Source organism: Pannonibacter sp. SL95 (assembly GCF_026672425.1).
Classification (GTDB): domain Bacteria; phylum Pseudomonadota; class Alphaproteobacteria; order Rhizobiales; family Stappiaceae; genus Pannonibacter.
Map to the genome: position 1 here is coordinate 268,921 of NZ_JAPPRC010000004.1, position 22,743 is coordinate 291,663.

Consider the following 22,743-nt stretch of genomic DNA (forward strand, 5'->3'; position numbering starts at 1 on the left):
GGTCTGTGAGCCGCTTCAGGCCTTGATGATATCAGTCCGGCATTCTTTTGCGGGGAACAAAGGTCGCGCGCGTTTCCCCGAACTGGTTAAGAGGACATTCATATGTTTAATGAAGCGTTAACAAGGTGGGGGTAGGGTGACCGCCATCCACGGAGGTTTTGCGTGATCCGTTTCGAGAATGTCGGGCTGAGATACGGCATGGGACCGGAAATCCTGCGCGATGTCACCTTCAACATCGAGCGGCAGTCATTCCAGTTTCTCACAGGCCCTTCCGGCGCCGGCAAGACCAGTCTGATCCGGCTGCTGTTCATGTCGCTGCGGCCGACGCGCGGCCTGATCCATGTCTTCAACCGTGACATGGCAACGATCAACAACAAGGAACTGCCGGAATTGCGCCGCCGGGTCGGCGTCGTGTTCCAGGACTTCCGCCTGCTTGACCATCTGACGACCTACGAGAATGTCGCTCTTCCGCTGCGCGTTCTCGGCAAGGAGGAAGCCGAATACCGCTCGGATGTGATTGAATTGCTGAAGTGGGTGGGGCTTGGCGAGCGCATGCATGTGCTGCCGCCGGTTCTGTCGGGCGGGGAAAAGCAGCGCGCAGCCATCGCCCGCGCGCTGATCACCCGGCCGGATCTGCTGCTGGCCGACGAGCCGACCGGCAACGTCGACCCTCCGCTGGCGCGCCGGTTGCTGCGCCTGTTCATCGAGCTGAACCGGCTCGGAACTTCGGTGGTCATTGCCACCCATGATATTACCTTGCTGGAACAGGTCGAGGCGCGCCGCATGGTGCTCGCCGACGGCCGGCTCAGCGTGTTCGACTGAGCCTGCGGAACCGGACCCTGAACCATGGCCCCGAAGACCCCGACCAGACCCCCTGACGCCGGCCCTGCAGCCGATGCTCCAGCAAACCCGTCGCCCGCGCGTGCGCCGTCGGTCGAGCTCGGAACGGCGCGGCCTGGCACGCGTCCGGAGAAGCGCACACCGAAGGGCAAGGCAGCGGATCCCGTCACCAAGACAGGCAAGATGGCGGATGCTGCAAGGGCGGCCGGAGATTTTGCCTCCCGCATGTCCTTGCCCAAGCCGCGTCTGCCCCAGCGGCTGAAGCGCAAGGACCAGCAGGCCGGCGGCGACCGTCTGCGCCCGAGCGCACCGATCGTGCCGCCGCAATCCGTGGCTGGCCGCGCACTGACGCTGGTCGTGGCGATCATGAGCTATCTCGCCTGCCTGACTGTGGGTTCCGTCTCCGTGGTCTGGGATGCCGCCCAGGACTGGAGCAACGACCTCGTCCGCGAGGTGACAATCCAGATCCGGCCGGCCGACGGCGTCGACATGCTGCTGCAGATCGAGAACGCCGTGACGATCACGCAGCGCTTTGCCGGGGTTGGCACCGTGCGCGCGATGTCGGACGAGGAGACCAAGGCACTGCTTCAACCCTGGCTTGGATCGGGCCTCGACCTCGACACGCTGCCAGTGCCCCGGCTGGTTCAGGTCACCGTCGACGATCCGTCGGCGCTGGACCTTGCCGGTCTGAAGCAGCGGATCGAACAGGACGTCAAGGGCGCCAGTCTGGACGATCATTCGGTCTGGACGTCGCGCCTTGCGGCGATGGCCGGAGCGGTGGTCGCCGGTGGATTCGGCATTCTCGCGCTCGTGCTGTTCTCGATGGTGCTCAGCGTCGTGTTTGCGACCCGGGCGGCGGTTGCCAGCAACCGGGACGTGGTCTCGGTGCTGCATTTCGTTGGCGCGGAAGACGGCTTTATTGCGCGCGAATTCCAGCGCCATTTTCTCGTGCTCGGCCTGCGCGGCGGGATCGCTGGCGGTGTGTTCGCCTGCATCTGCTTCCTGCTGCTGGAAATGTTCACGCGGCAGACCGCAGGACTGGCCGGATCCGACCAGATGTCGGCCCTCTTCGGGCCGGTCGCCGTCAGCACGCCGGGCTATCTCGGCGTGATCGGCGTGGTGTTCCTTGTCGCCGTGTTGACGGCGCTTACTTCCGGTCTTGCGGTGAAGTCGCAACTGGCACGGATTGACTGACGCAGCCGACCGCCAAAAAATGAGCCGAATCGGGTAGTATCCTGCAGGAATGACGCTTGTGACCAACGATCCGCGGCCCGATGCCGATCCGCAGTCCCGCCCCAAGGCCAAGGAAGCCCGGGCAGGCCAGGAGCCGTTTGCGTCATCCGAATACACCTCACATGACGGCGGCACGAGCGGCAAGCGCCGGTTTCGCAAGCGCTGGTGGATCACAGGCTGCCTGCTGAGCGCAGCCGCGCTGTGGCTGGTTGTCTCGTTCCTGTCCTTCGCCGACCGGGTGGCAAGCATGCGCCCGCCGGCTGACCCCCGCGCCGATGCCATCGTTGTCCTGACCGGTGGGCAGGAGCGCATCGAGAAGGCCGTGGCCCTGCTGGAAGAACGCAGGGCCCAGCGCCTGCTGATCTCCGGGGTCAATCCCGGCACCACCGCGCGCCAGATCAGTGCCCGCACAGCGACCGCGAAGGATCTGTTTGCCTGCTGTGTCGATCTCGACCGCAAGGCGCTCAACACCATCGGCAACGCCAGCGAAGCCGCGCTGTGGGCCAAGGAACATGACTTCGGCTCGCTGATCATGGTGACCAGCGCCTATCACATGCCCCGGGCAACGATGGAGCTGGTGACCGCGATGCCCGAGCTCGAGGTCGTGGCCTACCCGGTCGTGGCGGAAGAACTCCAGCTGGAGGACTGGTACCTGCGGCCGCAGACAATCCGCCTTCTCTTGCGGGAGTTTGTGAAGTATACCCTCGCCCGGGCTCGGGTGAGCACCATCGGCCTGCCGGACGGGGGCTAAGCCTCCTGTCTGCCGCACAAGACAGTCGCCCGGCCAGCACGCATCAAGCTGTCCCTCCAATCGGCCGGTTCTCTCGCCTCATGCTGTTCCTGCGCTCGCTGCTGTTCCAGATCGCCTTCTATGTCGGCACGCTGATCATGATGGTCGTCTTCGCGCCCTTCGTGTTTCTCACGCCGCGCCGGATGGCCTGGATCGTGGTTCCGTTCTGGGCCCGCGCCAACCTGTTTTTCCTGCGCTGGATCGCCGGGGTAAAGATCGAGATCCGCGGCGAGGAGAACATTCCGCAGGGCGGCTTCATCGTTGCGGCCAAGCATCAGTCGGTGTGGGAAACCTTTGCGCTGATCCCGCATTTCCGCGACCCGACCTACATCCTGAAACGGGAGCTGCGCTGGATCCCGATCTTTGGCTGGTACACCGCCAAGATGAAGCAGATCCCGATTAACCGGGGCAAGCGCGCCGCAAAGCTCGCCGCGATGATGGAAGCGGCCAAGGAAGCTGTCGCTGAAGGCCGGCAGATCCTGATCTTCCCTGAAGGCACGCGCCGTCCAGCAGGAGGCGAGCCGAAGTACAAGTTCGGTATTTCGCATCTCTACCGTGAACTGGATTGCCCGGTGCTGCCCGTCGCCCTGAATGCAGGTCTCTATTGGCCGCGCCAGAGCTTCTTCATCTATCCGGGCACCGTGATCCTGGAATTCCTGCCGCAGATACCGGCCGGGCTGGAGCAGACGGAATTCTTTGACCGGCTGACCAGCGAGATCGAGACCGCCTCCGATCGCCTGATCGAGGAAGCCCGCGCCTCCAAGGCCCCCTCCCCGGTGCTTGACGGCATTCCGGTCCGCGTCCCGGCCTGACCGGCCTCGAAGTACACTAGCTCAGCACGCCAGCCTGTCGGCAAGCCAGGACACCCGGGCATCGTGAATGCCCAGTTCGCTCAGATGGCTGGCGGTGTTCAGCACATATTCGGGATTGGCGCCAGATTGGCCAACAGCGCCCTGAACCAGCTCCAGCTGGCGATCCAGCGGCAGCATGCCGGCATACTGGGCGTGGCCGCGGTCCACCACATAGGTGACGGCGGTGGCCGTGGAGCCATCGGCGAAGGCGATCCGGCGATGGGCTTCAAGATAGACCATGGTGACCTGCTCGCGCTCGCGCAGGTATGCGACGGTCGCCTCTGCACGGTCAGACCGCACCCGGAACGCCATGCCGCGACAGGCGCCGCCGCGATCCAGCCCGAACACCAGGCCCGGCCGCTCCTGCGTGCCCCGGTGGACCCAGGAATAGACGCAAAGCGAGCGGTGCGCGCCACGCAGCAGGGCCTGGCGCTTTTCCTCGTACTCAAAACCCGGCTTCCACATCAGGGAACCGTAGCCAAAGACCCACAAATCGCCCATATCGGTCATGAAACTCTGCCCTGACGAACAGTCGGGCAATAACAACGGCGAGACCAACTTGCAATGCCCGGCAGGGAAAGCAGGCCCGCCCGATGAGGAAGTTGATGACGAGCGATCAGTCCGGTTCCACCCCCGGTGCTTCGGCCCAGAAGCGTTCGACACGGAAATATGTGGTGCTGGCCTCGGCGGTCGCCGTCGTGATCGGCGGCTGGAGCGCAGCCTGGTTTACGGCCCGCAGCTATCTTGACGCGGAAATCACCAGGGTTATGGAAACAGCCGCCGCCAATGGCGCGGAACTCGCTTGCCTCGAGCGCAAGCTGACCGGCTTTCCGTTCCGCTTCGAGCTGACCTGCAAGGATTTCGTCCTGCGCGATCCGCTCGGCGGGTTCTTCTCGGTGGCCACCCTGCGCGCTGTCACGCTGGTCTACAATCCAATGCATGTGATCATCGAGGCGGACAGCCCGATGGCCGCCTTCCGCTCCGGTGATTCGCCCATCCAGGAGGCGACGTGGGGATCGTTCCGCTCAAGCGTTCGTTTCAACACGCAAGGGCTGACCAAGCTTGATGCGGTCATCGAGACGCCGCGCTTCTTCTCGTCTGACAACCCGGCCCAGGGCGAGGTGACGATGACCACCGCCGAGCTGCATCTGCGCCCGACGCCGGACCAGCCGGCAAACCTTGACATTGCCTTCTCGTTTACCGGACTCAAGACCGGCGATCCGGCGCATCCGGGCACGGACGGCGCACTGGTCGGCAAGGTGTCGGGCGCAGCGCCGCTGCTGGGCGGAACAATACCGCTGGATCTGTTTGCCGACACGGATGGCGTGCCGGCCATTGCGCTGTCGCAGCTGCGTCTTGCCTCGGGCGACGCGTCCCTCAGCACGTCCGGCACGCTGAAGCTGCCGAGCGACGGGTACCTGACCGGCGAGTTCCCGCTTGTCGCGATCCAGCCGGACAAGGCCGGTCAGGTGATCGCCCCGCTGTTCCCGCCGGCAACGCCGTTCCCGGAGGCCCTGCAGGGCGCGTTGGTCAGTTTCGGCAAGAAGACAGAGCGCGAGGGCAAGCCTGCCATCGACGCCACGCTTTCGCTGGCCGCAGGCACGGCACGGATCGGCATCCTGCCTGTGGCGCAGATGCAGTCGGTTTACGGCGAACAATAAGGCACGACTTGCGCCGGCAGGGACGGTCAGTCGTCCTTGCTGCCGCGCAGTGCAGCGGCATCTGCGATGTCGCTCAGCTCCTGGAGCTTGTCGCCGATCGGCGTGAGCGCTGCGACAGTCGCCTGGAACCGCGAGGCGTGAACCTCGAACAAACGGCGGGCCAGTTCCGGAAATTCCTGGATCATGCGCTTGAACAGCGCGCGGCGAATGCGGATGACGCGAACCGGCCCGATGCAGACCGCACGGGCCGGACGCCGGGTTTCCACCAGCATCGCGGTTTCGCCCAGCAGCACGCCGGGACCGGCGCTGTCGACTTCCTTGAAGCCGTGCGGCCCGCGCACCTGCAGGCTGACATTTCCCTTGGCAACGACAATGCCGCTATCGGCCCGCTCCCCTTCATCGAAGAGGAAGGACCCGGAAATCAAGTCCATCGCCTCGGCGCTGAAGGCAAGCAGGCGCAACTGGTCGTCGGAGAAATCCGACAACATGGGAATCTGGCGCAGAATCGCGATGTCCTGGACGAGGCTCATGGCTCAAGTGTTAAGCCGCAAACCCCTCAGGGCACAAGCTTGTATCCACCGGCTTCTGTCACCAGAAGCTCTGCATTGGAGGGATCTCGCTCGATTTTCTGCCTGAGGCGGTAAATGTGGGTCTCCAGCGTGTGTGTGGTGACGCCAGAGTTGTAACCCCAGACCTCATGCAGCAGCACGTCGCGGGTCACCGGCTTCTCGCCGGCCCGGTAGAGATACTTGAGGATCGAGGTTTCTTTTTCCGTCAGCCGCACCTTGGCACCGCGCTCGTCAAGCATGAGCTTCGCCGCCGGACGGAAGGAGAAGCGGCCGATGGCGAAGACGGCATCCTCGCTCTGTTCATGCTGGCGCAGATGGGCGCGCACGCGGGCGAGGAGCACCGCGAACTTGAACGGCTTGGTGACATAGTCATTGGCGCCGGCCTCGAGGCCGAGGATCGTGTCGCTGTCCGTGTCGTGGCCCGTCAGCATGATCACCGGCGACTTGAACCCGGCCTTGCGCAACAGCTTGACCGCCTCGCGCCCGTCGATGTCTGGCAGACCCACGTCCATCAGCAGCATGTCGACATGCTCGGACTTTGCCTTGGCGATGCCTCCGGCGGCAGTATCAGCCTGCAGCGTGGTGAACTCGTCATAGAGCGAAAGCTGCTCGACGAGTGCTTCGCGCAGATCCTTGTCGTCATCGACGATCAACAGGGTACGGGCCGTCATGTCATTGTCCTCGCCAGTTTTCCGTATCATGCATCTAGAGCACTATCTGAGAAAGCAGAGTCCCCTCGCAAATGCTCTCGGGCGGCTTGCGGCACATTGCAGGCTTCCGCCATGCTGCGCGAGAGAAATTGATCGTAAACATGCGCAGCGCCTGTCAATTTTGCATCACGGCGCGGTTATCCGGGAGTGAAATCCGCATGTCTGGCGGCACCAACAAGGCAATATCCCCCTCGCGGCAAGTGCTGACGGTGCGGGCAAGACCGGGACAGCGCAGCCGGGGCATCCTCAGCCTCGGCAACCTTACCCTGCCCTGCGCACTTGGACGTGGCGGCATCACGCGCCGCAAGCGCGAGGGCGACGGAGCGACACCCGCAGGCCGGTTCGAGGTGCTGGACGTCTATTTCCGCGCTGATCGCGGCCGGCGGCCGTCAACGGGCCTGCCCGTCGCTGCGCTCCACCCGGAGGATGGCTGGTGCGACGATCCCAAGCATCCGCGCTACAACCGGCCTGTCACCCTGCCCTTCCCGGCCAGTCACGAGAAGATGTGGCGTGAGGACCGGCTCTACGACATCGTCGTGTTGCTCGACTGCAACCTCCATCCGGCGGTGCGCGGACGCGGCAGCGCCATCTTCTTTCATATCGCACGCGAGGATTGGCGCCCGACGCTTGGCTGCGTGGCCCTTTCCCCGTTACATATGAGACAGGTGCTGGCACGACTAAGGCCTGGCGCGGTCATGGAGATCCGCTAGAAACGCGGATATTCTCACGCTAGGGCACGGATCAGGCCCGGGGAGACTGCAATGCGCTGGAAGGGCCGTCAGGAAAGCAGCAACGTCGATGATCGCCGCGGCGGTGATGGGGGCGTTCCCCGGCGCGGCGTCAAGGCGGGAGGCAGCATCGGCATCGGCGGTGTGGTCGTCATTCTGCTGGTGTCTTGGGTGACAGGCATTAGCCCGCTCGAACTTCTGGGCTCCATGGACAGCGCGCCGCAGCAGACGGGACAAAGCCAGTCGTCCGGCTCGCGTCCGGCTGTGGAGGATGAACTGGCAAGTTTCGTGTCGGTGGTGCTGGCCGATACCGAAAACACCTGGACGCAGCTGATGCAGGCGGAAGGGCGCGACTATCCCGAGCCGCGTCTTGTCCTTTTCACCGACTACGTCCCCTCGGCCTGCGGCCAGGCGAGTTCCGCCACCGGGCCGTTCTATTGTGGCGCTGACCAGCAGATCTACATCGACCTGTCATTCTATCGCCAGCTGTCGCGTGAGCTTGGCGCACCGGGCGATTTTGCCCAGGCCTATGTGCTTGCACATGAAGTCGGACATCACGTGCAGAACGTGCTTGGCATCCTGCCGGAATACCAGCGCGTCCGCCGGTCCCTCAGCGAGGCGGACGCCAATGCCCTGTCCGTGCGCGTCGAACTGCAGGCAGACTGCCTTGCCGGCGTCTGGGCCCATCACGCCGCCCGGCAGCAGGGCTTTGTCGAGGACGGCGATGTCGAGGAAGCGCTGAATGCCGCCTCCCGCATTGGCGACGACACGCTGCAGCGTGAGGCCCAGGGCTATGTGGTGCCGGAAAGCTTCAACCATGGCACCTCGGCACAGCGCGCGCGCTGGTTCCGCGAGGGCTTCCGCTCCGGCGACATGGGCAGCTGCGACACCTTCAACGCCCGTCGCCTTTAGCGGCATCAGGCAAACCGGGGCAGGCTGAAACCATAGGACAGGGTGACTGCTGGTATTTTGGCAGCTTTTCCGCCATATAGTCCGGATGCAGGCAGCAAACTGCCCCTGACACCCCCTCAGCCCTCCGCGGATCCGACATGCGCAGATCGTTTTTGAAGATGAATGGCCTTGGCAATGACTTCGTCGTGTGGGACGCCCGCACGGAGAAACTTGCCCTGACGCCGGACGTCATCGCTGCGCTCGGCAACCGCGAGACCGGCATCGGCTTCGACCAGATGATCACGGTCGAGCGCTCGCCGTCCGGAGCTGACGTCTTCATGCGCATCCACAACTGCGATGGCAGCGAGGTGTCGGCCTGCGGCAACGCCACGCGCTGCATCGGCCGGCTGCTGATCGAGGAAACGGAGAAGGACGCCGTGTCCATCGAGACCCGCGCAGGCCTGCTGATCGCCCGCAAAGCCGAAGCGCCGCTCAGCGTCACCGTCGACATGGGCAAGCCGCGCTTCGCCTGGAACGAGATCCCGCTGGCGGAAGAGTTTGCCGATACCCGCGCGATCGAGCTGCAGATCGGCCCCATAGACGCGCCGATCCTGCACACGCCGGCTGCCGTGAGCATGGGCAATCCGCATGCCATCTTCTGGGTCAAGGATGTCGATGCCTATGATCTCGGCCGCATCGGGCCGCTGCTCGAACACCATCCGATCTTCCCGGAAGCCGCGAATATCTCGCTCGCCCATATCTTTGCCCCGAACCAGATCCGCGTGCGGGTCTGGGAGCGTGGGGCTGGCCTGACGCGAGCCTGCGGCACCGCCGCCTGCGCCGTGGCCGTGGCTGCCGCGCGCGATGGCCGCGCCGGGCGCAGCTCGGTCATCCATCTGCCCGGTGGTCCCATCGCGATCACCTGGCGTGAGAGCGACGACCACGTCCTGATGACCGGCGCCACCGAAGTCGAATTCGAGGGAGAGGTCGATTTTGACAGCCTCACCTTCGTCAAGACAGGGCCGGGCGACGCGGACCTGCAGGCAGCCTCGCTGGAGGTTGCCCAGTGAGCATCGACGTTGTGACCTTCGGTTGCCGGCTCAATTCCTACGAGTCGGAAGTGATGAAGCGTGAGGCGGAGGCCGCCGGCCTCAAGGACGCGATCCTGATCAACACCTGTGCCGTGACGTCGGAAGCCGTGCGCCAGGCGCGTCAGGCCGTGCGCAAGGCCCGCCGCGACAATCCGGACGCCAAGATCATCGTCACCGGCTGCGCCGCCCAGACTGAGACCTCGAAATTCTCCGAAATGCCGGAAGTCGATCTCGTCCTCGGCAATTCGGAAAAACTGGAGCGCGCGTCGTACGGCCGTGTGGCCCAGTTCGGGCTGGATGCCAGCGAGAAGGTCCGCGTCAATGACATCATGAGCGTGCGCGAGACCGCCAGCCATCTCATCGACGGACTGGAAGGCCGCGCCCGCGCCTTCGTCCAGGTGCAGAACGGCTGCGACCACCGCTGCACCTTCTGCATCATCCCCTTCGGCCGCGGCAATTCCCGCTCGGTGCCGATGGGCGTTGTCGTCGATCAGGTCCGCCGGCTGGTGGAGAATGGCTACAACGAGATCGTCGTCACAGGCGTCGACATCACCTCCTATGGCTCGGACCTGCCCGGCACGCCGAAGCTCGGCACGCTGGTCGCCAAGATCCTCAAGCTGGTGCCGGAGCTGAAGCGCCTGCGCCTGTCCTCCATCGATTCCATCGAGGCCGATCCGGAGCTGATGCGGGTCATCGCCGAGGACGAGCGGCTGATGCCGCATTTCCACCTGTCGCTGCAAGCCGGCGACGACATGATCCTGAAGCGCATGAAGCGGCGGCACCTGCGCGCCGACAGCATCCGCTTCTGCGAAGAAGTCCGCGCAATGCGGCCGGATGTGGTCTTCGGCGCCGACATCATCGCCGGCTTCCCGACAGAGACGGAAGAGATGTTCGCCAACACGCTGGCGATCGTCGACGAATGCGGCCTGACGCATCTGCACGTCTTCCCCTTCTCCCCGCGTCCGGGCACACCGGCCGCGCGCATGCCGCAGCTGGAAAAGGCTCTGGTCAAGGAGCGCGCAGCGCGCCTGCGTGCCAAGGGCGAGATCGTTCTGGCCGCGCATCTGGGCGCCGAGGTTGGCCGTCTGCGGCCGATCCTCATGGAGCGCGAAGGCCTTGGCCGGACTGAACAATTTACCCAGGTCGAGGTGGAAGGCGGCGAGGCCGGCCAGATCCTTCAGACCCGGATCACCGGACACACCGGCCGCCATCTTCTCGGCGCGCTCGTCTCCCAGGCTGCCTGAGACCTGAAGGCCGCAGGACCCGACACCATTACGCAGGACGCGACACGATGAGCGAGAAGAAGCGCGGGTTTTTCGGCCGCCTGTTCGGTGGCAAGGACGCGGACGAGGCGCAGGTCGGGCAAGGCGCAGAGGCTTTGGCCACGGATCTTGAAGCAATCATCAAGCCGGAGGCCCTGCCAGAACAGCAGCCCGACGCCGTGGAACCGCCCGAACAGAGTGAACCTGTGCTGGTTGAGGCGGCGCCAGACGCTCCGGTTGCGCCTACCAAGGTTTCCGTTCCAGCCCCTGCGGTCGAGACACCTCAGCCGGCAGAAAAGCTCACCTGGTTCCAGCGTCTGCGCCGGGGTCTGGCCCGGTCGTCGTCGGCGCTGACCGAGGGCATTTCCTCGATCTTCACCAAGCGCAAGCTCGACCAGTCGATGCTGGACGAGCTGGAAGACATCCTGCTGCAGGCTGACCTGGGGCTCGACACCGCCAGCTCGATCACCGAGCGGCTGGGGTCCGGGCGCTTCGACAAGGAAATCTCGCCGGAGGAAGTCCGCGCCGTTCTGGCCGAAGAGGTCGAAAAGGTTCTGGCGCCTGTGGCGAGGCCTCTGGATCTCGACCGGGGCATCCGGCCGCATGTGGTGCTGATGGTCGGCGTCAATGGAACCGGCAAGACCACCACCATCGGCAAGCTGGCCTCGCGCCTCGCCGCCGATGGCAAGACGGTGATGCTGGCCGCCGGCGACACGTTCCGCGCCGCCGCTGTCGAACAGCTGAAGATCTGGGGCAGCCGCACAGGCGCGGAAGTCGTTGCACGGGACGCAGGAGCGGATGCGGCCGGCCTTGCCTTTGACGCCATGCAGGCGGCCAAGGACAAGAACGTCGACGTGCTGCTGATCGACACCGCCGGCCGGCTTCAGAACAAGGCCGAGCTGATGGCGGAGCTGGAAAAGGTCATCCGCGTCATCCGCAAGGTCGATCCGACCGCGCCGCATGACGTGCTTCTGACCCTTGACGCCACGACCGGCCAGAACGCCATGAACCAGGTGGAGATCTTCGGCAAGGTCGCCGGGGTCACCGGTCTGGTCATGACCAAGCTGGACGGCACCGCGCGCGGCGGCATTCTCGTCGCCATCGCCGCCAAGCACCGCATGCCGGTGCATTTCATTGGCGTCGGTGAAGGCATCGACGATCTTGAACCGTTCTCGGCCCGCGACTTTGCTGAGGCGATTGCCGGACTGGCCTAAGGCAGCGCCCGCGCAGACCGTTCGGCGTCAATCCCTGTCAGCGTGGCCATGACGCCGTCAGGTGGCCAGATTGATCGCGTGTGTCTCGATGCGGCCGCCGTGGTCCTCATAGGCGTGACGAACCACATCCGGCGGGCGCTTGTCGTTGGGAACACGGGCGGTCACCAGCGCTGCGCGCGTGATTGCCTGCCCGAGGGCTGCCTCCGCCGTTGCCTTGTAGGCGGCAACACCGTCCAGCTCATGATGCTCGATGTGGTGGGTATCGAGAACGACTGCCGGCTCGTCGAGTTCAACCTTGAACCCGGGCGCTGGCTGGCCTTGGGAATGCCCGCCACTGCCGCCCTGTCCACCGGGCTGCTCCCGGTCACGGCGGTTCTGCTCGCTGTACTCGTTCGTCGGGGCGATGCCCTGGGACGATAACACTCGGTCCAGACCTGTTGCCATGCGGGCCTCCTGGCCGTTGGCGGCCGGGCCTTCTGGTCCGGCGCACAAGCGTGACCGGACCTTCCGATCCGGGATGGATCGAATCGTGACAACGAATGATTAACAAATCTTTACGCTAGGTAAAGATGCTGACTGAATATGGCACAGTCAGACAACAGGTGGCCGCGAAGGCCATCTCAGACTGCTGACAAGCTCGACCTCACCGCCGTCATCCCGGCCAAGCGCAGCGCCGAGCCGGGACCGGAGAGTCGAGGCCCCAATATTTCAATCCGGCAACCCCGGAGAGACCTTGGCGCTCCGGTCCCGGATCTCCGCTTCGCTGCGTCCGGGATGACGATAGAGGGCTTATCATCAACCTCAGGTGGCCGCGAAGGCCACCTGAGCGTTTCGAACAGCCGTGCCGGATCAGCCGGCGATGCGGTCGATGCGGATGATGTAGCTCTTGTGATCGTCCGGTTCGGCGATGCGGTCATACAACGCGAGCGCCGGTGCGTTCTTGCCCGGGACCATCCAGCGCAGCTGCAGCCAGCCGCGGCTCTGGCCCTCGGTCACCAGGGTCTCGATCATCTTGCGGGCAATGCCCTTCTGGCGAGACTGGGGCCGGACATAGATATGGTCCATCTGACCTGCGCGCAGACCGGTGATCAGCTCGGGCAGATCGAAGAACACGGCAAAGCCGACCAGTTCCCCGTCCTCGAAGGCACCGATCACTTCGGCGCTGCGGTCGCCCAGGATCTTTTCCGCATAGAACTGGTCAGGACGGCGCGGCGCACCGCGCTTCAGAGCCTGCGCGTTTTCCGCGATCAGCGGGGCGAGATGAAGGGCGTCGTCAGGGCCAAGCGCCTTGATGTCGAGCTTGCTCAATTGGATCTCCGCGAAGCAATCAGTCCGTTACACGGGATGCACCATGTCCAAAAAACCGGCGTCCGACAAGCACATCCTTGCGCGGCAAACCGACCGGGGGAGTGCAGGCCGGATTGTGCTCCTAAGGGACCGCAAGGCGATGCCGCATCACGGCTTGCCGGCCTGAAGCGGTTGCGGCACAAAGACGGGAGCATTTCCTTACCGCATTACCGCTGGCAGTCCTGCCAGCCGCCGGTGCGGCCTCATCCCGGATCACGAGCTGATGTCTGGCCAGTCCCCCAACGCCACCCGCACCCGTGCCACGCTGATCGGCATGACGGCCATCCTCATGTGGGCGACGCTTGGCGTCTTCGGCGCGGGGTCTGGCGCGGTGCCGCCGTTCCTGCTCAATGCGCTGTGCTTCGGCCTGTCCGGGGTGCTGGCGCTAGCCTGGCTCGCCAGCCGGGGCGAGCTCCCGGTGCTGGCACAGCCGCTGCGCGTCTGGGCCTTTGGCACCATCGGCTTGTTCGGCTTCCACTTCTTCTATTTCACGGCCATCCGCAACGCGCCGCCGGTCGACGCCAATCTGATCAACTACACCTGGCCTCTGCTGATCGTGGTGTTTTCCGCGCTTCTGCCCGGCGAGCGGCTGAAGCTGCATCACGTCATCGGCGCGGTCCTGGGCCTTGCCGGTGCTGCGCTGCTTGTCACGCGCGGAGGATCGGTTTCCTTTGATCCGGCCTATGCCCTTGGCTATGGCGCCGCTGTCGCCTCCGCCCTGTTCTGGTCGATCTATTCCGTGCTGTCACGCAGGCTCGGCGAGGTTCCGACCGGCGCGGTGGCGGGCTTCTGCCTGATGACAGCAGTCCTGTCGCTCGCCTGCCATCTGGCGCTGGAGGAGACTGTCTGGCCGTCCGGCGTGATCCAGTGGGGCAGCGTCGTCGCCCTCGGCCTGTTTCCGGTGGGCCTTGCCTTTTTCACCTGGGATGTCGGGGTGAAAAAGGGCGATATCCAGGTGCTGGGGGCGGCCGCCTATTCGGCCCCGCTCCTGTCCACCCTGCTGCTGATCGCCTTCGGCTTCGGGGCCTTCACCATCACTGTCGCGCTGGCCTGCCTGCTCATCACCATTGGCGCGGTGATTGCTAGGACATGATCCTGCGCAAGGCGGCCTGATCCCTTACTTTGTCCCTTGGGCCTGATCCTAAAGACGAGTGGAAAATCAGGACGGCGGCCACTAGCCTTGCCGCACTGCACCCAACGCCTGCAAGGATCCCGTGATGAGCCAGACATTCCGCCCGCGCCGCTCTGCCCTTTACATGCCCGGCTCCAATGCCCGTGCGCTGGAAAAGGCCCGGACGCTCGACGTCGACTGCCTGATTCTCGATCTGGAGGACGCTGTCGCCCCCGATTCCAAGGACACCGCCCGGCAGCAGATCGTCGAGGCTGTGACGGCCGGTGGCTATGGCTCGCGCGAGGTCGTGATCCGGGTCAATGGGCTCGATACGCCCTGGGGCGAGGCCGACATTGCAGCGGCCGTCACCGCAAGACCGGATGCCATCCTGATCCCGAAGGTCAACAGCCTCGCCGACCTGGAGCGCGTCGCGCACAGGCTGGCTCTGTCCGGCGCGCCGCAGTCGTTGAAGCTGTGGGCGATGATGGAGACGCCGCAGGCCATGCTCGATGCAGCCTCGATTGCTTCCGCCGGACGCGATCCGAACGTGCGGCTGTCCTGCTTCGTCATGGGCACCAATGATCTGGCCAAGGAAACCCGCGCCCGCCTCGTCAAGGGCCGGAGCGTGATGCTGCCCTGGCTGATGACCTGCGTTGCCGCCGCCCGCACCGGGGGCATCGATATCCTCGACGGCGTCTACAACGACTTCAACGATCTTGACGGGTTCGCAGCCGAATGCGCGCAGGGCGCGGAGATGGGCATGGACGGCAAGACGCTGGTCCATCCCAAGCAGGTGGACGCCTGCCATGCCGCCTTCAGCCCTTCGGAGACCGAGATTGCCTGGGCGCGGCGCATCAACGACGCGTTCGCCTTGCCGGAAAACGCGGACAAGGGTGCAATCCAGATCGACGGGAAGATGGTGGAGCGGTTACATGCCGACATGGGCCGGCGCGTGCTGGCGATTGCCGAGGCGATCGCAGCGCGCGGCTAACCTGCCCCGACGCTTGATGAGGAACCGCAAGACATGAAACTCTACCGCTTCATCACCGGCCCCGATGACAGCCAGTTCTGCCACCGTGTCACCCAGGCGCTGAACAAGGGCTGGGAACTCGCCGGTGCACCGCAGCTGACCTATGACGCCACGCGCGGCCTCACCATCTGCGGCCAGGCCGTCACCAAGGAAGTCCCGGGCGACTATTCCCCGGACATCAAGCTCGGCGACTACTGAGCTTGATGACAAACCTCGACCTCACCGACGTCATCCCGGCCAAGCGCAGCGCTGAGCCGGGACCGGAGAGTCGAGACCTCTATATTTCGATCAGCTAACCCGGGAGAGACCTTGGCTCTCCGGTCCCGGATCTTCGCTTCGCTGCGTCCGGGATGACGATACAGGGTTTGTCAGCAGTCTGAGCCCCGGCCCATACGCCGGGGCTTTCTTTTGCGCTCAGCGCGGGGAGAAGCCGGAGATTGCCAGCGGATTGTCCATCATCGCCTGCGCGTCCGGCGTATCCGGCTGCAGCGCGCCGGTAAAGGCATCGAACAGGCGGCGGACAAAGCCTTCCGGCAGATCGGACGTGATGAAGACAAGCCGCGACCGGCGGTCACCATCCGGCCAGGCCGGCAGGGTGACGGGCGGATGGAACACGTGCTGCACGCCGTGAATGACCACAGGCCGGTCCGGATCCTCGGCAATCTGGATGATGCCCTTCACACGCAGCAGCTTCGGGCCATGCGCCGAGCGCAGCAGGTCAATGAACATTTCCAGCGCCGCCGCAGGTACCGGGCGGCTGGCCGCCAGGGTGAAGGCGCGGATCTTGTCGTCATGACGGTTCACGTCATGATGATGGTGGTGCCCGTGATGGTGGTGCCCGTGATGATCGTGGCCGTGGTCAGCATGCCCATGATCATGGTCATGCCCATGGTGGTGATGGCCGCAGTTTTCATCATGGCAATGCGCAGGGTCGTGGTCATGATCGTGATGATGACCATGCCCCGTTGCCGGCTTCGGTTCATAGGCTTCCGCGTTCAGCCAGCGCGCGACATCCGGGATCTTCGTTGCAGGATCATAGAGCCCGGCATTGAACAGGCGGGCTGCGTCCGCCTCTCCGTTTGCCGCATCGAGCTGTACCGCGCCGGGATTGAGCGTCTTCAGCCGCATCCGCAGGGCGGAGAGCGAAGCCTGGCCTTCCGGCCCGGTCAGAAGATCCGTCTTGGTGAGGACAAGCCGGTCCGCGACCGCCGCCTGGCGCACGGATTCCACATGCTCGTCCAGGGTCGACATGCCGTTGACCGCATCCACCAGCGTGACCACGCTGTCGAGCCGGTAGCGCAGCATCAGGTAGGGATGCAGCATCACCGTGTGCAGGATCGGCGCGGGATCGGCAAGACCGGTGGTCTCGATCACCACGCGGGTTAGCTTTTCCATCCGGCCGTTGTCGAGCCGCCGCAGCAGGTCCTCGAGCGTGTTGATGAGATCACCGCGGATGGTGCAGCACAGGCAGCCGGAGGACAGCTCCATCACGCCATCGTCGGACCGGTCAACCAGCAGGTGGTCAAGACCGATGTCGCCGAATTCATTGATGATGACGGCGGTGTCCGCCATCATCGGGTCCTTCAGGATCCGGTTGAGCAGCGTCGTCTTGCCCGCACCGAGGAAGCCGGTGATGATCGACAACGGAATGGGCGGCTTGGGGCCACGCGGCTGCGCGGCAGACGGATCGGCGGACATCGGGGTTCCTTCTTGCCAGCCCCGCCTCAGGGCTTGGGGGCTGGCTTTGCCGGGGAATTCATCGGTTTGAATATGGCACCTGGCGCCGGTTCGGCAACCGCACCTGGCACAATCCCGGCGGGGCGCAGGTCGAGCGGCTTGGACGGCGGCAGCTTGATGCCCGGTTGCGGCGAACCGGCGACTTCGGACAGGGTTGCCGCAGACGGCGCGACCGGAACCTGCGGAACGGCCGGAGCAACCGGAGCGGCGGCGCCCTTCGGCAGACCGATGGACACGGTGACGGGCGCATAGGCGACCTGCTCGACCCCGACGGTGCGGTCGAGAATCATGTTCCAGTCAATCTTGCCCTTGCCCTTCCCAGCCGGGACATCTTCGCCATCCTCGCCCGGTTCACCGCCGCCCTGCTGCGGGGTTCCCGGTACAATCGGCTTGCTGTCATCCAGATTGCTGAGTGCCAGCGCGAGAGAACGGGTCTTCTGCGGATTGGCCATGTCGAACCGGGCCAGGATCTCATCAGGTCCGGGCTTGCGGTTGCGCTTGCAGTAGCCATCGGCCGGGGGCGGCGTGCCGGCGCGCGGCAGCATGGTGACCGTGGTGCTGGATCCGCGCGTGCGGAAACCGCGATCGATCACCTGACGCGAGAAGGCCGTGCGCTCCAGCCCCGAGCCAGCGCCCAGAACAATGGCGATCACGGTGCGGCCATTGCGCGTGGCGGACGCGGCAACGTTGTAGCCGGAATTGCAGATGTAGCCGGTCTTCAGCCCGTCTGCGCCGGGGACGCGCTGCAGGAACTCCCGGTTGGCCGAGCGCAGCAGCTTCTTGCCAAACTTCAGCCCCGGGTGGCTGTAGAAGTGATGGGCCTCGGGAAAGTCGCGTTTCAGCGCCATTGCCAGCAGCGCCAGATCGGCAGCGGACGAGATCTGGCGGTTGTCCGGCAACCCGTGCGGATTGACGAAAGCGGAATCGCGCATGCCGAGGCGACGGGCTTCCGCATTCATCATCGCGATGAAATTCGCCTCGGTGCCACCGACGGCTTCGGCGACGGCCACCGCGACGTCATTGGCCGACTTGACCATCAGGATGGTCAGCGCGGTTTCGAGCGTCATCTGCGTACCGGCCTTGAACCCCATCTTGCTGGGCGGCTGGGCGAGCGAGTTGGCCGACTGGGTGACGGGAGACTGCATCGTCATGCGCCCTTCGCGCACGGCGCGCAGGGCAACATAGGCCGTCATCATCTTGGTCAGCGAAGCTGGATACCACTGCCGGGTCGCTTCATGCTCTTCCAGCACGGCGCCCGTGGCAGCATCGATCACCAGATAGGGACCGATATCCGCCCGCACGGGGGTCAGGGTTGCCGAAAAAACGCTGAGGCCGGCCAGCGCCGCAAAGCCCAGCGCACGCGCCTTGTAAAATCCACCGAGCACGATGCCCTCGTCGTGAAAGAATGCCCCGCAGGCCCGAAGGCCACACCCCGAAACTCAATAAACGATAGAGGTTAAGGATTGCAAAGGATATGCCCACGCGTCCCACAACATCCAGCCTGACCCGGCCCCTCGCACGGGCCACGCCTGCCTCAGGAACAGGCAATCGCCATCAATTGAGGCAAGCCCAACCCGGCGCGCTGCCCGCGAACCGGACATCGTCTGCCACGATCCGGCAGATGGCCCGCTGCTTGCTATGCAATGACGATCAGCAGACAGGCAAAGGCATTGCCTGCAACTGGGCTCTTGCATGCGCGAGTGGCAAGCGACCATGATCACGGCTAGATGGAACCGGGGGGCACGGTGCAGTGAAGGACGTCACGCAGGCAAAGCTTGCATTGGTTGAGACGATGCCGGAGCCAGCTCCGCGCCTGCAACGCGCCCATGGCGCGGCCGCCGTGCATTTTGCCTGCAGCACCCAGACCGACGGCCAGACCAGAACAACACTCGCTCGCCTCGGGCAATCCGGCTCGGCCAAGATCCGCCTGCCCAAGGTCTATGACGATGTGCCTGTTGCTGTCATGCTCAACACATCCGGCGGCATAACCGGCGGCGATCAGCTCTCGTTCGAGGCAAGCGTTGCAAGCGGCGGGCACGCCATTGTCACCACCCAGGCGGCCGAGCGGGCCTATCGCAGCACGTCCGGAGCGGGTGAAGTCCGCAACCGCGTCACGGTCGGCGATGGGGCAACGCTGGAATGGCTGCCGCAGGAAACGATGCTGTTCGAGCAGTCGCATCTTCGCCGCAGCCTGCAGGTGAACCTGACCGGCAGCGCCCGTTTCATGGGGCTTGAGATGGTGGTTCTCGGCCGCGAGGCCATGGGCGAGACCGTCACCACCACCTCGTTCCGCGATGCCTGGACCATCCACCGTGATGGCCGGTTGCTTTATGCGGACACGGTGCGGTTCGGCCCGGATGCAACGAGCCTGCAGGCGCTGGCGACCCTCAATGGCGCCCGTGCCTTTGCCACCTTCATCGACTGCGGGCCGGATGCGGAGATGAACCTCGTCCGGGCGCGTGGCCTCATCGACGCCCTGCCGCTGCGCGCGGGTGTGAGCGCCTGGAACGGCCGGCTGCTGGCGCGCTTCCTAAGTCCTGACAGCCGTGCCCTGCGCGACGGCCTCATTGCCTTTCTTCAAGCCTATCGCGGCGCGCCCCTGCCCCGCGTCTGGCACTGCTGACCCATGACCAAAACAGACGGAGACCACCGGTGAACCTGACCCCGCGCGAAAAGGACAAGCTGCTGATCGCCATGGCCGCCATGGTGGCCCGCCGGCGGCTGGAACGCGGCGTGAAGCTGAACCATCCCGAGGCGATTGCCCTGATCAGCGATTTCGTTGTCGAGGGCGCCCGCGATGGCCGCACCGTTGCCGAACTGATGGAGGCCGGAGCGCATGTCCTGACCCGCGATCAGGTCATGCCCGGCATCGCCGAGATGATCCACGACGTGCAGGTTGAGGCAACGTTCCCCGATGGAACGAAGCTCGTCACCGTGCACCAGCCGATCCGGTGAGGGGGCACCCATGAAACGGATGCAGAGCCTCTCTCTTGCCGCCTTCGTCTCAACTCCGGCCTTCGCCCAGGAGACCGGATTGGCGGGCGGACAGGGGGAAACGCTGTTCACGCCAACGGTGATTGGCGTTGCCATTGCAGGTCTGGTGCTGGGCGGGGTGGTCGGATTCATCCGCCGCCGCAAGGAGATGAAGAAATGATCCCCGGAGAACTCTTTCCCGCCGATGGCGACATCGAGCTGAACGCCGGCCAGCCGTCAATCGAGATGGATGTGGCCAACACCGGTGACCGTCCGATCCAGGTCGGCAGCCACTACCATTTTGCCGAGACCAACGGCGGACTGAGCTTCGACCGGGACGCGGCCCGTGGCATGCGGCTCGACATTCCGGCGGGAACGGCCGTGCGCTTCGAACCGGGACAGACGAAGCGCGTGCGTCTGGTTCCCTATCGCGGAGACCGGATCGTCTACGGCTTCAACCAGAAGATCATGGGGGCGCTGTGATGCGGATGCACCAGGTTTTCACGGTAGGTTCCCTGTTGCTGGGCGTGACGGCAGGTCTGTTGACCGGTCACGCCTCCCTCTTCGTTGCTCCGGCCTTCGCACAGGACAACATCGACTGCGCGAAGGCTGAGGCGCAGATCGAGCTGACCTATTGCGCCGAACAGGACTGGATGGCAGCCGACAAGGACCTGAACGCCATCTACAAGAAGGCGATCGCTGCGGCGAAGGCAACTGACGTCAGCCTGAAAGAAGTGACGCCGGACCTCGTGGGCGCCGAGACGGCCCTGCGCGACGCCCAGCGCGCCTGGGTCGCCTACCGGGACAAGGCCTGCGACGCCTACGGCTTCACGGCCCGTGGCGGCACGCTGGAACCGATGCTGATCTATGCCTGCCGGGCGGACATGACACGGCAGCGCATTTCCGATCTCACCGAACTGAACGACGCGCTCGGGTCCAACTGACACCCGCCGGCGCCCTGACGACCCGAACCGCGACACGCGAGGAAACCGATGCCATTCAAGATGTCCCGCGCTGCCTATGCCGACATGTTCGGCCCCACCACTGGCGACCGACTGCGCCTGGCCGACACCGACCTGATCATCGAGGTGGAGAAGGATTTTACCATCTATGGTGAGGAGGTGAAGTTCGGCGGTGGCAAGGTCATCCGCGACGGTATGGGCCAGTCGCAGCACCCGCGCTCGGCCGGCGCGGTGGACACGGTGATCACCAACGTGCTGATCATCGACCACTGGGGCATCGTAAAGGCCGATGTCGGCCTCAAGGACGGGCGGATCGCAGGGATCGGCAAGGCGGGCAATCCGGACGTGCAGCCGGGCGTAACGATCATCGTCGGACCGGGCACGGAAGTGATCGCCGGGGAAGGACGCATCCTGACGGCCGGCGCGCTGGACGTGCACATCCACTACATCTGCCCGCAGCAGATCGATGAGGCGCTGATGTCGGGTGTCACCACCATGCTGGGCGGCGGCACCGGCCCGGCGACCGGTACCAACGCCACCACCTGCACCCCCGGCCCCTGGCACCTGGCGCGCATGCTGCAGGCCGCTGACAGCTTCCCCATGAACCTCGCCTTTGCTGGCAAGGGCAATGCCTCCCTGCCCGCCGCGCTGGAGGAACAGATCCTCGCCGGGGCCTGCGCCCTCAAGCTGCACGAGGACTGGGGCACGACGCCGGCCGCGATCGACACCTGCCTTGCCGTCGCCGACGAATACGACGTGCAGGTGATGATCCACACCGACACGCTGAACGAGAGCGGCTTCGTGGAAAACACCAAGTCCGCCTTCCGCGGCCGCACCATCCACGCCTTCCACACCGAGGGTGCGGGCGGCGGCCATGCGCCGGACATCATCAAGGTGGTGGGCGAGGCCAATGTGATCCCCTCCTCCACCAACCCGACGCGGCCCTACACCCGCAACACCATCGACGAGCATCTCGACATGCTGATGGTCTGCCACCATCTCGATCCGTCGATCCCCGAGGACGTGGCCTTCGCCGAGAGCCGCATCCGCCGCGAGACCATCGCCGCCGAGGACATCCTGCACGACATGGGTGCCATGTCGATCATCTCCTCCGACAGCCAGGCCATGGGCCGCGTCGGCGAGATCCTGATCCGCACTTTCCAGACCGCGCACAAGATGCGCGTCCAGCGCGGCCGCCTGCCCGAGGAATCCGGCGACAACGACAACATGCGCGTGAAGCGCTACATCGCCAAGGTTACGATCAACCCGGCCATCGCGCATGGGCTGGACGAGCACATCGGCTCGGTCGAGGTGGGCAAGCTGGCCGACCTGGTGCTGTGGTCACCGGCCTTCTTCGGCGTCAAACCGGACATGATCCTGAAGCTCGGCACCATTGCCGCCGCGCCCATGGGCGACCCGAATGCCTCGATCCCGACGCCGCAGCCGGTCCACTATCGCCCGATGTTCGGCGCCTTCGGCAAGGCAATGACGGCAAGCCGGGTCACCTTCGTGTCGAAGGCCGCGCATGAGCATGGCATCAAGGACCGGCTGGAACTGGACAGCCTCGTGCTGCCGGTGAAGAACACGCGGTCGGGCATTTCCAAGCGCTCCATGATCCACAACAGCGCCCTGCCCGTGGTCGAGGTGCATCCGGAAACCTATGAGGTGCGCGCGAACGGGGAACTGCTGACCTGCGAGCCGGCGGATGTGCTGCCCATGGCCCAGCGCTATTTCCTGTTCTAG

General features: G+C 64.9%; 26 protein-coding genes. 19 read left to right on the forward strand and 7 right to left on the reverse strand.

All coding sequences use genetic code 11. From position 1 onward, the window contains the following. Nucleotides 1-162: 162 nt before the first annotated feature. The 4 genes from ftsE to OVA12_RS11775 all read left to right on the forward strand — a co-directional run bounded on the left by ftsE (nucleotide 163) and on the right by OVA12_RS11775 (nucleotide 3,675). Nucleotides 163-822 carry a cell division ATP-binding protein FtsE gene (gene ftsE, locus OVA12_RS11760; RefSeq protein ID WP_268137519.1) on the forward strand — a complete coding sequence of 220 codons (660 nt, stop codon included), beginning with the start codon at nucleotides 163-165 and terminating at the stop codon, nucleotides 820-822. A 24-nt stretch (nucleotides 823-846) separates the two neighbouring features. Then, nucleotides 847-2,034, forward strand: a complete 1,188-nt coding sequence (locus OVA12_RS11765) for a cell division protein FtsX (RefSeq protein WP_326493910.1) — start codon at nucleotides 847-849, stop codon at nucleotides 2,032-2,034. 58 nt (nucleotides 2,035-2,092) lie between these two features. Further along, nucleotides 2,093-2,824, forward strand: coding sequence for a YdcF family protein (locus OVA12_RS11770; protein WP_268137521.1), 732 nt, complete (start codon nucleotides 2,093-2,095; stop codon nucleotides 2,822-2,824). 80 nt (nucleotides 2,825-2,904) lie between these two features. Then, nucleotides 2,905-3,675 carry a lysophospholipid acyltransferase family protein gene (locus OVA12_RS11775; protein ID WP_268137523.1) on the forward strand — a complete coding sequence of 257 codons (771 nt, stop codon included), beginning with the start codon at nucleotides 2,905-2,907 and terminating at the stop codon, nucleotides 3,673-3,675. A gap of 21 nt (nucleotides 3,676-3,696) precedes the next feature. Here OVA12_RS11775 and OVA12_RS11780 read toward each other — a convergent pair whose 3' ends face one another. Beyond that, on the reverse strand, nucleotides 3,697-4,215 hold the full coding sequence (locus tag OVA12_RS11780) for a gamma-glutamylcyclotransferase (RefSeq protein WP_268138689.1): 519 nt from the start codon (nucleotides 4,213-4,215) through the stop codon (nucleotides 3,697-3,699). Nucleotides 4,216-4,319: 104 nt separating this feature from the next. Here OVA12_RS11780 and OVA12_RS11785 point away from each other — a divergent pair, with 104 nt between their 5' ends. Continuing rightward, complete coding sequence (locus OVA12_RS11785; RefSeq protein WP_268137525.1) at nucleotides 4,320-5,375, forward strand: DUF2125 domain-containing protein; 1,056 nt, start codon at nucleotides 4,320-4,322, stop codon at nucleotides 5,373-5,375. 26 nt (nucleotides 5,376-5,401) lie between these two features. Here OVA12_RS11785 and OVA12_RS11790 read toward each other — a convergent pair whose 3' ends face one another. Next, nucleotides 5,402-5,905, reverse strand: coding sequence for a Crp/Fnr family transcriptional regulator (locus tag OVA12_RS11790; protein WP_268137527.1), 504 nt, complete (start codon nucleotides 5,903-5,905; stop codon nucleotides 5,402-5,404). A 26-nt stretch (nucleotides 5,906-5,931) separates the two neighbouring features. Continuing rightward, the gene (locus tag OVA12_RS11795) at nucleotides 5,932-6,615 is read right to left on the reverse strand and encodes a response regulator transcription factor (RefSeq protein ID WP_268137529.1); all 684 of its coding nucleotides are present in this window, start codon (nucleotides 6,613-6,615) and stop codon (nucleotides 5,932-5,934) included. 197 nt (nucleotides 6,616-6,812) lie between these two features. Between OVA12_RS11795 and OVA12_RS11800 the strand changes: the two genes are divergently transcribed. From OVA12_RS11800 to ftsY, 5 genes are all read left to right on the forward strand, one after another. Then, on the forward strand, nucleotides 6,813-7,364 hold the full coding sequence (locus OVA12_RS11800) for a L,D-transpeptidase family protein (protein WP_268137531.1): 552 nt from the start codon (nucleotides 6,813-6,815) through the stop codon (nucleotides 7,362-7,364). Between the two features lie 51 nt (nucleotides 7,365-7,415). After that, a complete protein-coding gene (ypfJ, locus tag OVA12_RS11805) occupies nucleotides 7,416-8,294 on the forward strand; it encodes a KPN_02809 family neutral zinc metallopeptidase (RefSeq protein WP_268137533.1) in 879 nt (292 codons plus the stop codon). Between the two features lie 137 nt (nucleotides 8,295-8,431). Next, nucleotides 8,432-9,343, forward strand: a complete 912-nt coding sequence (gene dapF / locus OVA12_RS11810) for a diaminopimelate epimerase (RefSeq protein ID WP_268137535.1) — start codon at nucleotides 8,432-8,434, stop codon at nucleotides 9,341-9,343. Then, complete coding sequence (gene mtaB, locus OVA12_RS11815) at nucleotides 9,340-10,608, forward strand: tRNA (N(6)-L-threonylcarbamoyladenosine(37)-C(2))-methylthiotransferase MtaB (protein WP_268137537.1); 1,269 nt, start codon at nucleotides 9,340-9,342, stop codon at nucleotides 10,606-10,608. The genes dapF and mtaB overlap by 4 nt, the downstream gene beginning before the upstream one ends. Nucleotides 10,609-10,655: 47 nt before the next feature. Continuing rightward, a complete protein-coding gene (gene ftsY, locus OVA12_RS11820; RefSeq protein ID WP_268137539.1) occupies nucleotides 10,656-11,840 on the forward strand; it encodes a signal recognition particle-docking protein FtsY in 1,185 nt (394 codons plus the stop codon). 57 nt (nucleotides 11,841-11,897) lie between these two features. On the opposite strand, the gene OVA12_RS11825 is transcribed toward ftsY, so the two are convergent. After that, nucleotides 11,898-12,284 carry a hypothetical protein gene (locus OVA12_RS11825; RefSeq protein WP_268137541.1) on the reverse strand — a complete coding sequence of 129 codons (387 nt, stop codon included), beginning with the start codon at nucleotides 12,282-12,284 and terminating at the stop codon, nucleotides 11,898-11,900. 405 nt (nucleotides 12,285-12,689) lie between these two features. Further along, nucleotides 12,690-13,148, reverse strand: coding sequence for a GNAT family N-acetyltransferase (locus OVA12_RS11830; RefSeq protein WP_268137543.1), 459 nt, complete (start codon nucleotides 13,146-13,148; stop codon nucleotides 12,690-12,692). Between the two features lie 262 nt (nucleotides 13,149-13,410). On the opposite strand from OVA12_RS11830, the gene yddG reads away from it, so the two are divergent. From yddG to OVA12_RS11845, 3 genes are all read left to right on the forward strand, one after another. Beyond that, nucleotides 13,411-14,280, forward strand: a complete 870-nt coding sequence (gene yddG, locus OVA12_RS11835) for an aromatic amino acid exporter YddG (protein ID WP_268137545.1) — start codon at nucleotides 13,411-13,413, stop codon at nucleotides 14,278-14,280. Between the two features lie 124 nt (nucleotides 14,281-14,404). Next, nucleotides 14,405-15,289, forward strand: a complete 885-nt coding sequence (locus OVA12_RS11840) for an HpcH/HpaI aldolase/citrate lyase family protein (RefSeq protein WP_268137547.1) — start codon at nucleotides 14,405-14,407, stop codon at nucleotides 15,287-15,289. A 33-nt stretch (nucleotides 15,290-15,322) separates the two neighbouring features. Beyond that, entirely contained in the window at nucleotides 15,323-15,526 is a 204-nt protein-coding gene (locus OVA12_RS11845; RefSeq protein ID WP_106754526.1) for a DUF1737 domain-containing protein, read from the forward strand. Between the two features lie 216 nt (nucleotides 15,527-15,742). Here OVA12_RS11845 and OVA12_RS11850 read toward each other — a convergent pair whose 3' ends face one another. Both OVA12_RS11850 and OVA12_RS11855 read right to left on the reverse strand, forming a co-directional pair. Continuing rightward, nucleotides 15,743-17,026 carry a CobW family GTP-binding protein gene (locus OVA12_RS11850; RefSeq protein WP_268137549.1) on the reverse strand — a complete coding sequence of 428 codons (1,284 nt, stop codon included), beginning with the start codon at nucleotides 17,024-17,026 and terminating at the stop codon, nucleotides 15,743-15,745. A 26-nt stretch (nucleotides 17,027-17,052) separates the two neighbouring features. Next, nucleotides 17,053-18,450: a D-alanyl-D-alanine carboxypeptidase family protein gene (locus tag OVA12_RS11855; protein WP_268137551.1), complete on the reverse strand. Its 1,398-nt coding sequence runs from the start codon at nucleotides 18,448-18,450 to the stop codon at nucleotides 17,053-17,055. A 407-nt stretch (nucleotides 18,451-18,857) separates the two neighbouring features. On the opposite strand from OVA12_RS11855, the gene OVA12_RS11860 reads away from it, so the two are divergent. The 6 genes from OVA12_RS11860 to ureC are packed head-to-tail and all read left to right on the forward strand — an operon-like array spanning nucleotide 18,858 to nucleotide 22,743. Further along, a complete protein-coding gene (locus tag OVA12_RS11860; protein ID WP_268137553.1) occupies nucleotides 18,858-19,688 on the forward strand; it encodes an urease accessory protein UreD in 831 nt (276 codons plus the stop codon). 29 nt (nucleotides 19,689-19,717) lie between these two features. Beyond that, nucleotides 19,718-20,020 carry an urease subunit gamma gene (locus OVA12_RS11865; protein ID WP_106754489.1) on the forward strand — a complete coding sequence of 101 codons (303 nt, stop codon included), beginning with the start codon at nucleotides 19,718-19,720 and terminating at the stop codon, nucleotides 20,018-20,020. Between the two features lie 10 nt (nucleotides 20,021-20,030). Beyond that, nucleotides 20,031-20,219, forward strand: a complete 189-nt coding sequence (locus OVA12_RS11870; protein ID WP_268137557.1) for a hypothetical protein — start codon at nucleotides 20,031-20,033, stop codon at nucleotides 20,217-20,219. Continuing rightward, nucleotides 20,216-20,521 (forward strand): urease subunit beta, encoded by a 306-nt coding sequence (locus OVA12_RS11875; protein WP_268137559.1) that lies wholly within the window; start codon nucleotides 20,216-20,218, stop codon nucleotides 20,519-20,521. Before OVA12_RS11870 ends, OVA12_RS11875 begins: the two co-directional genes overlap by 4 nt. Next, nucleotides 20,521-20,982, forward strand: a complete 462-nt coding sequence (locus tag OVA12_RS11880; RefSeq protein ID WP_268137561.1) for a lysozyme inhibitor LprI family protein — start codon at nucleotides 20,521-20,523, stop codon at nucleotides 20,980-20,982. Before OVA12_RS11875 ends, OVA12_RS11880 begins: the two co-directional genes overlap by 1 nt. Before the next feature lie 48 nt (nucleotides 20,983-21,030). Then, on the forward strand, nucleotides 21,031-22,743 hold the full coding sequence (ureC, locus tag OVA12_RS11885) for an urease subunit alpha (RefSeq protein WP_268137563.1): 1,713 nt from the start codon (nucleotides 21,031-21,033) through the stop codon (nucleotides 22,741-22,743).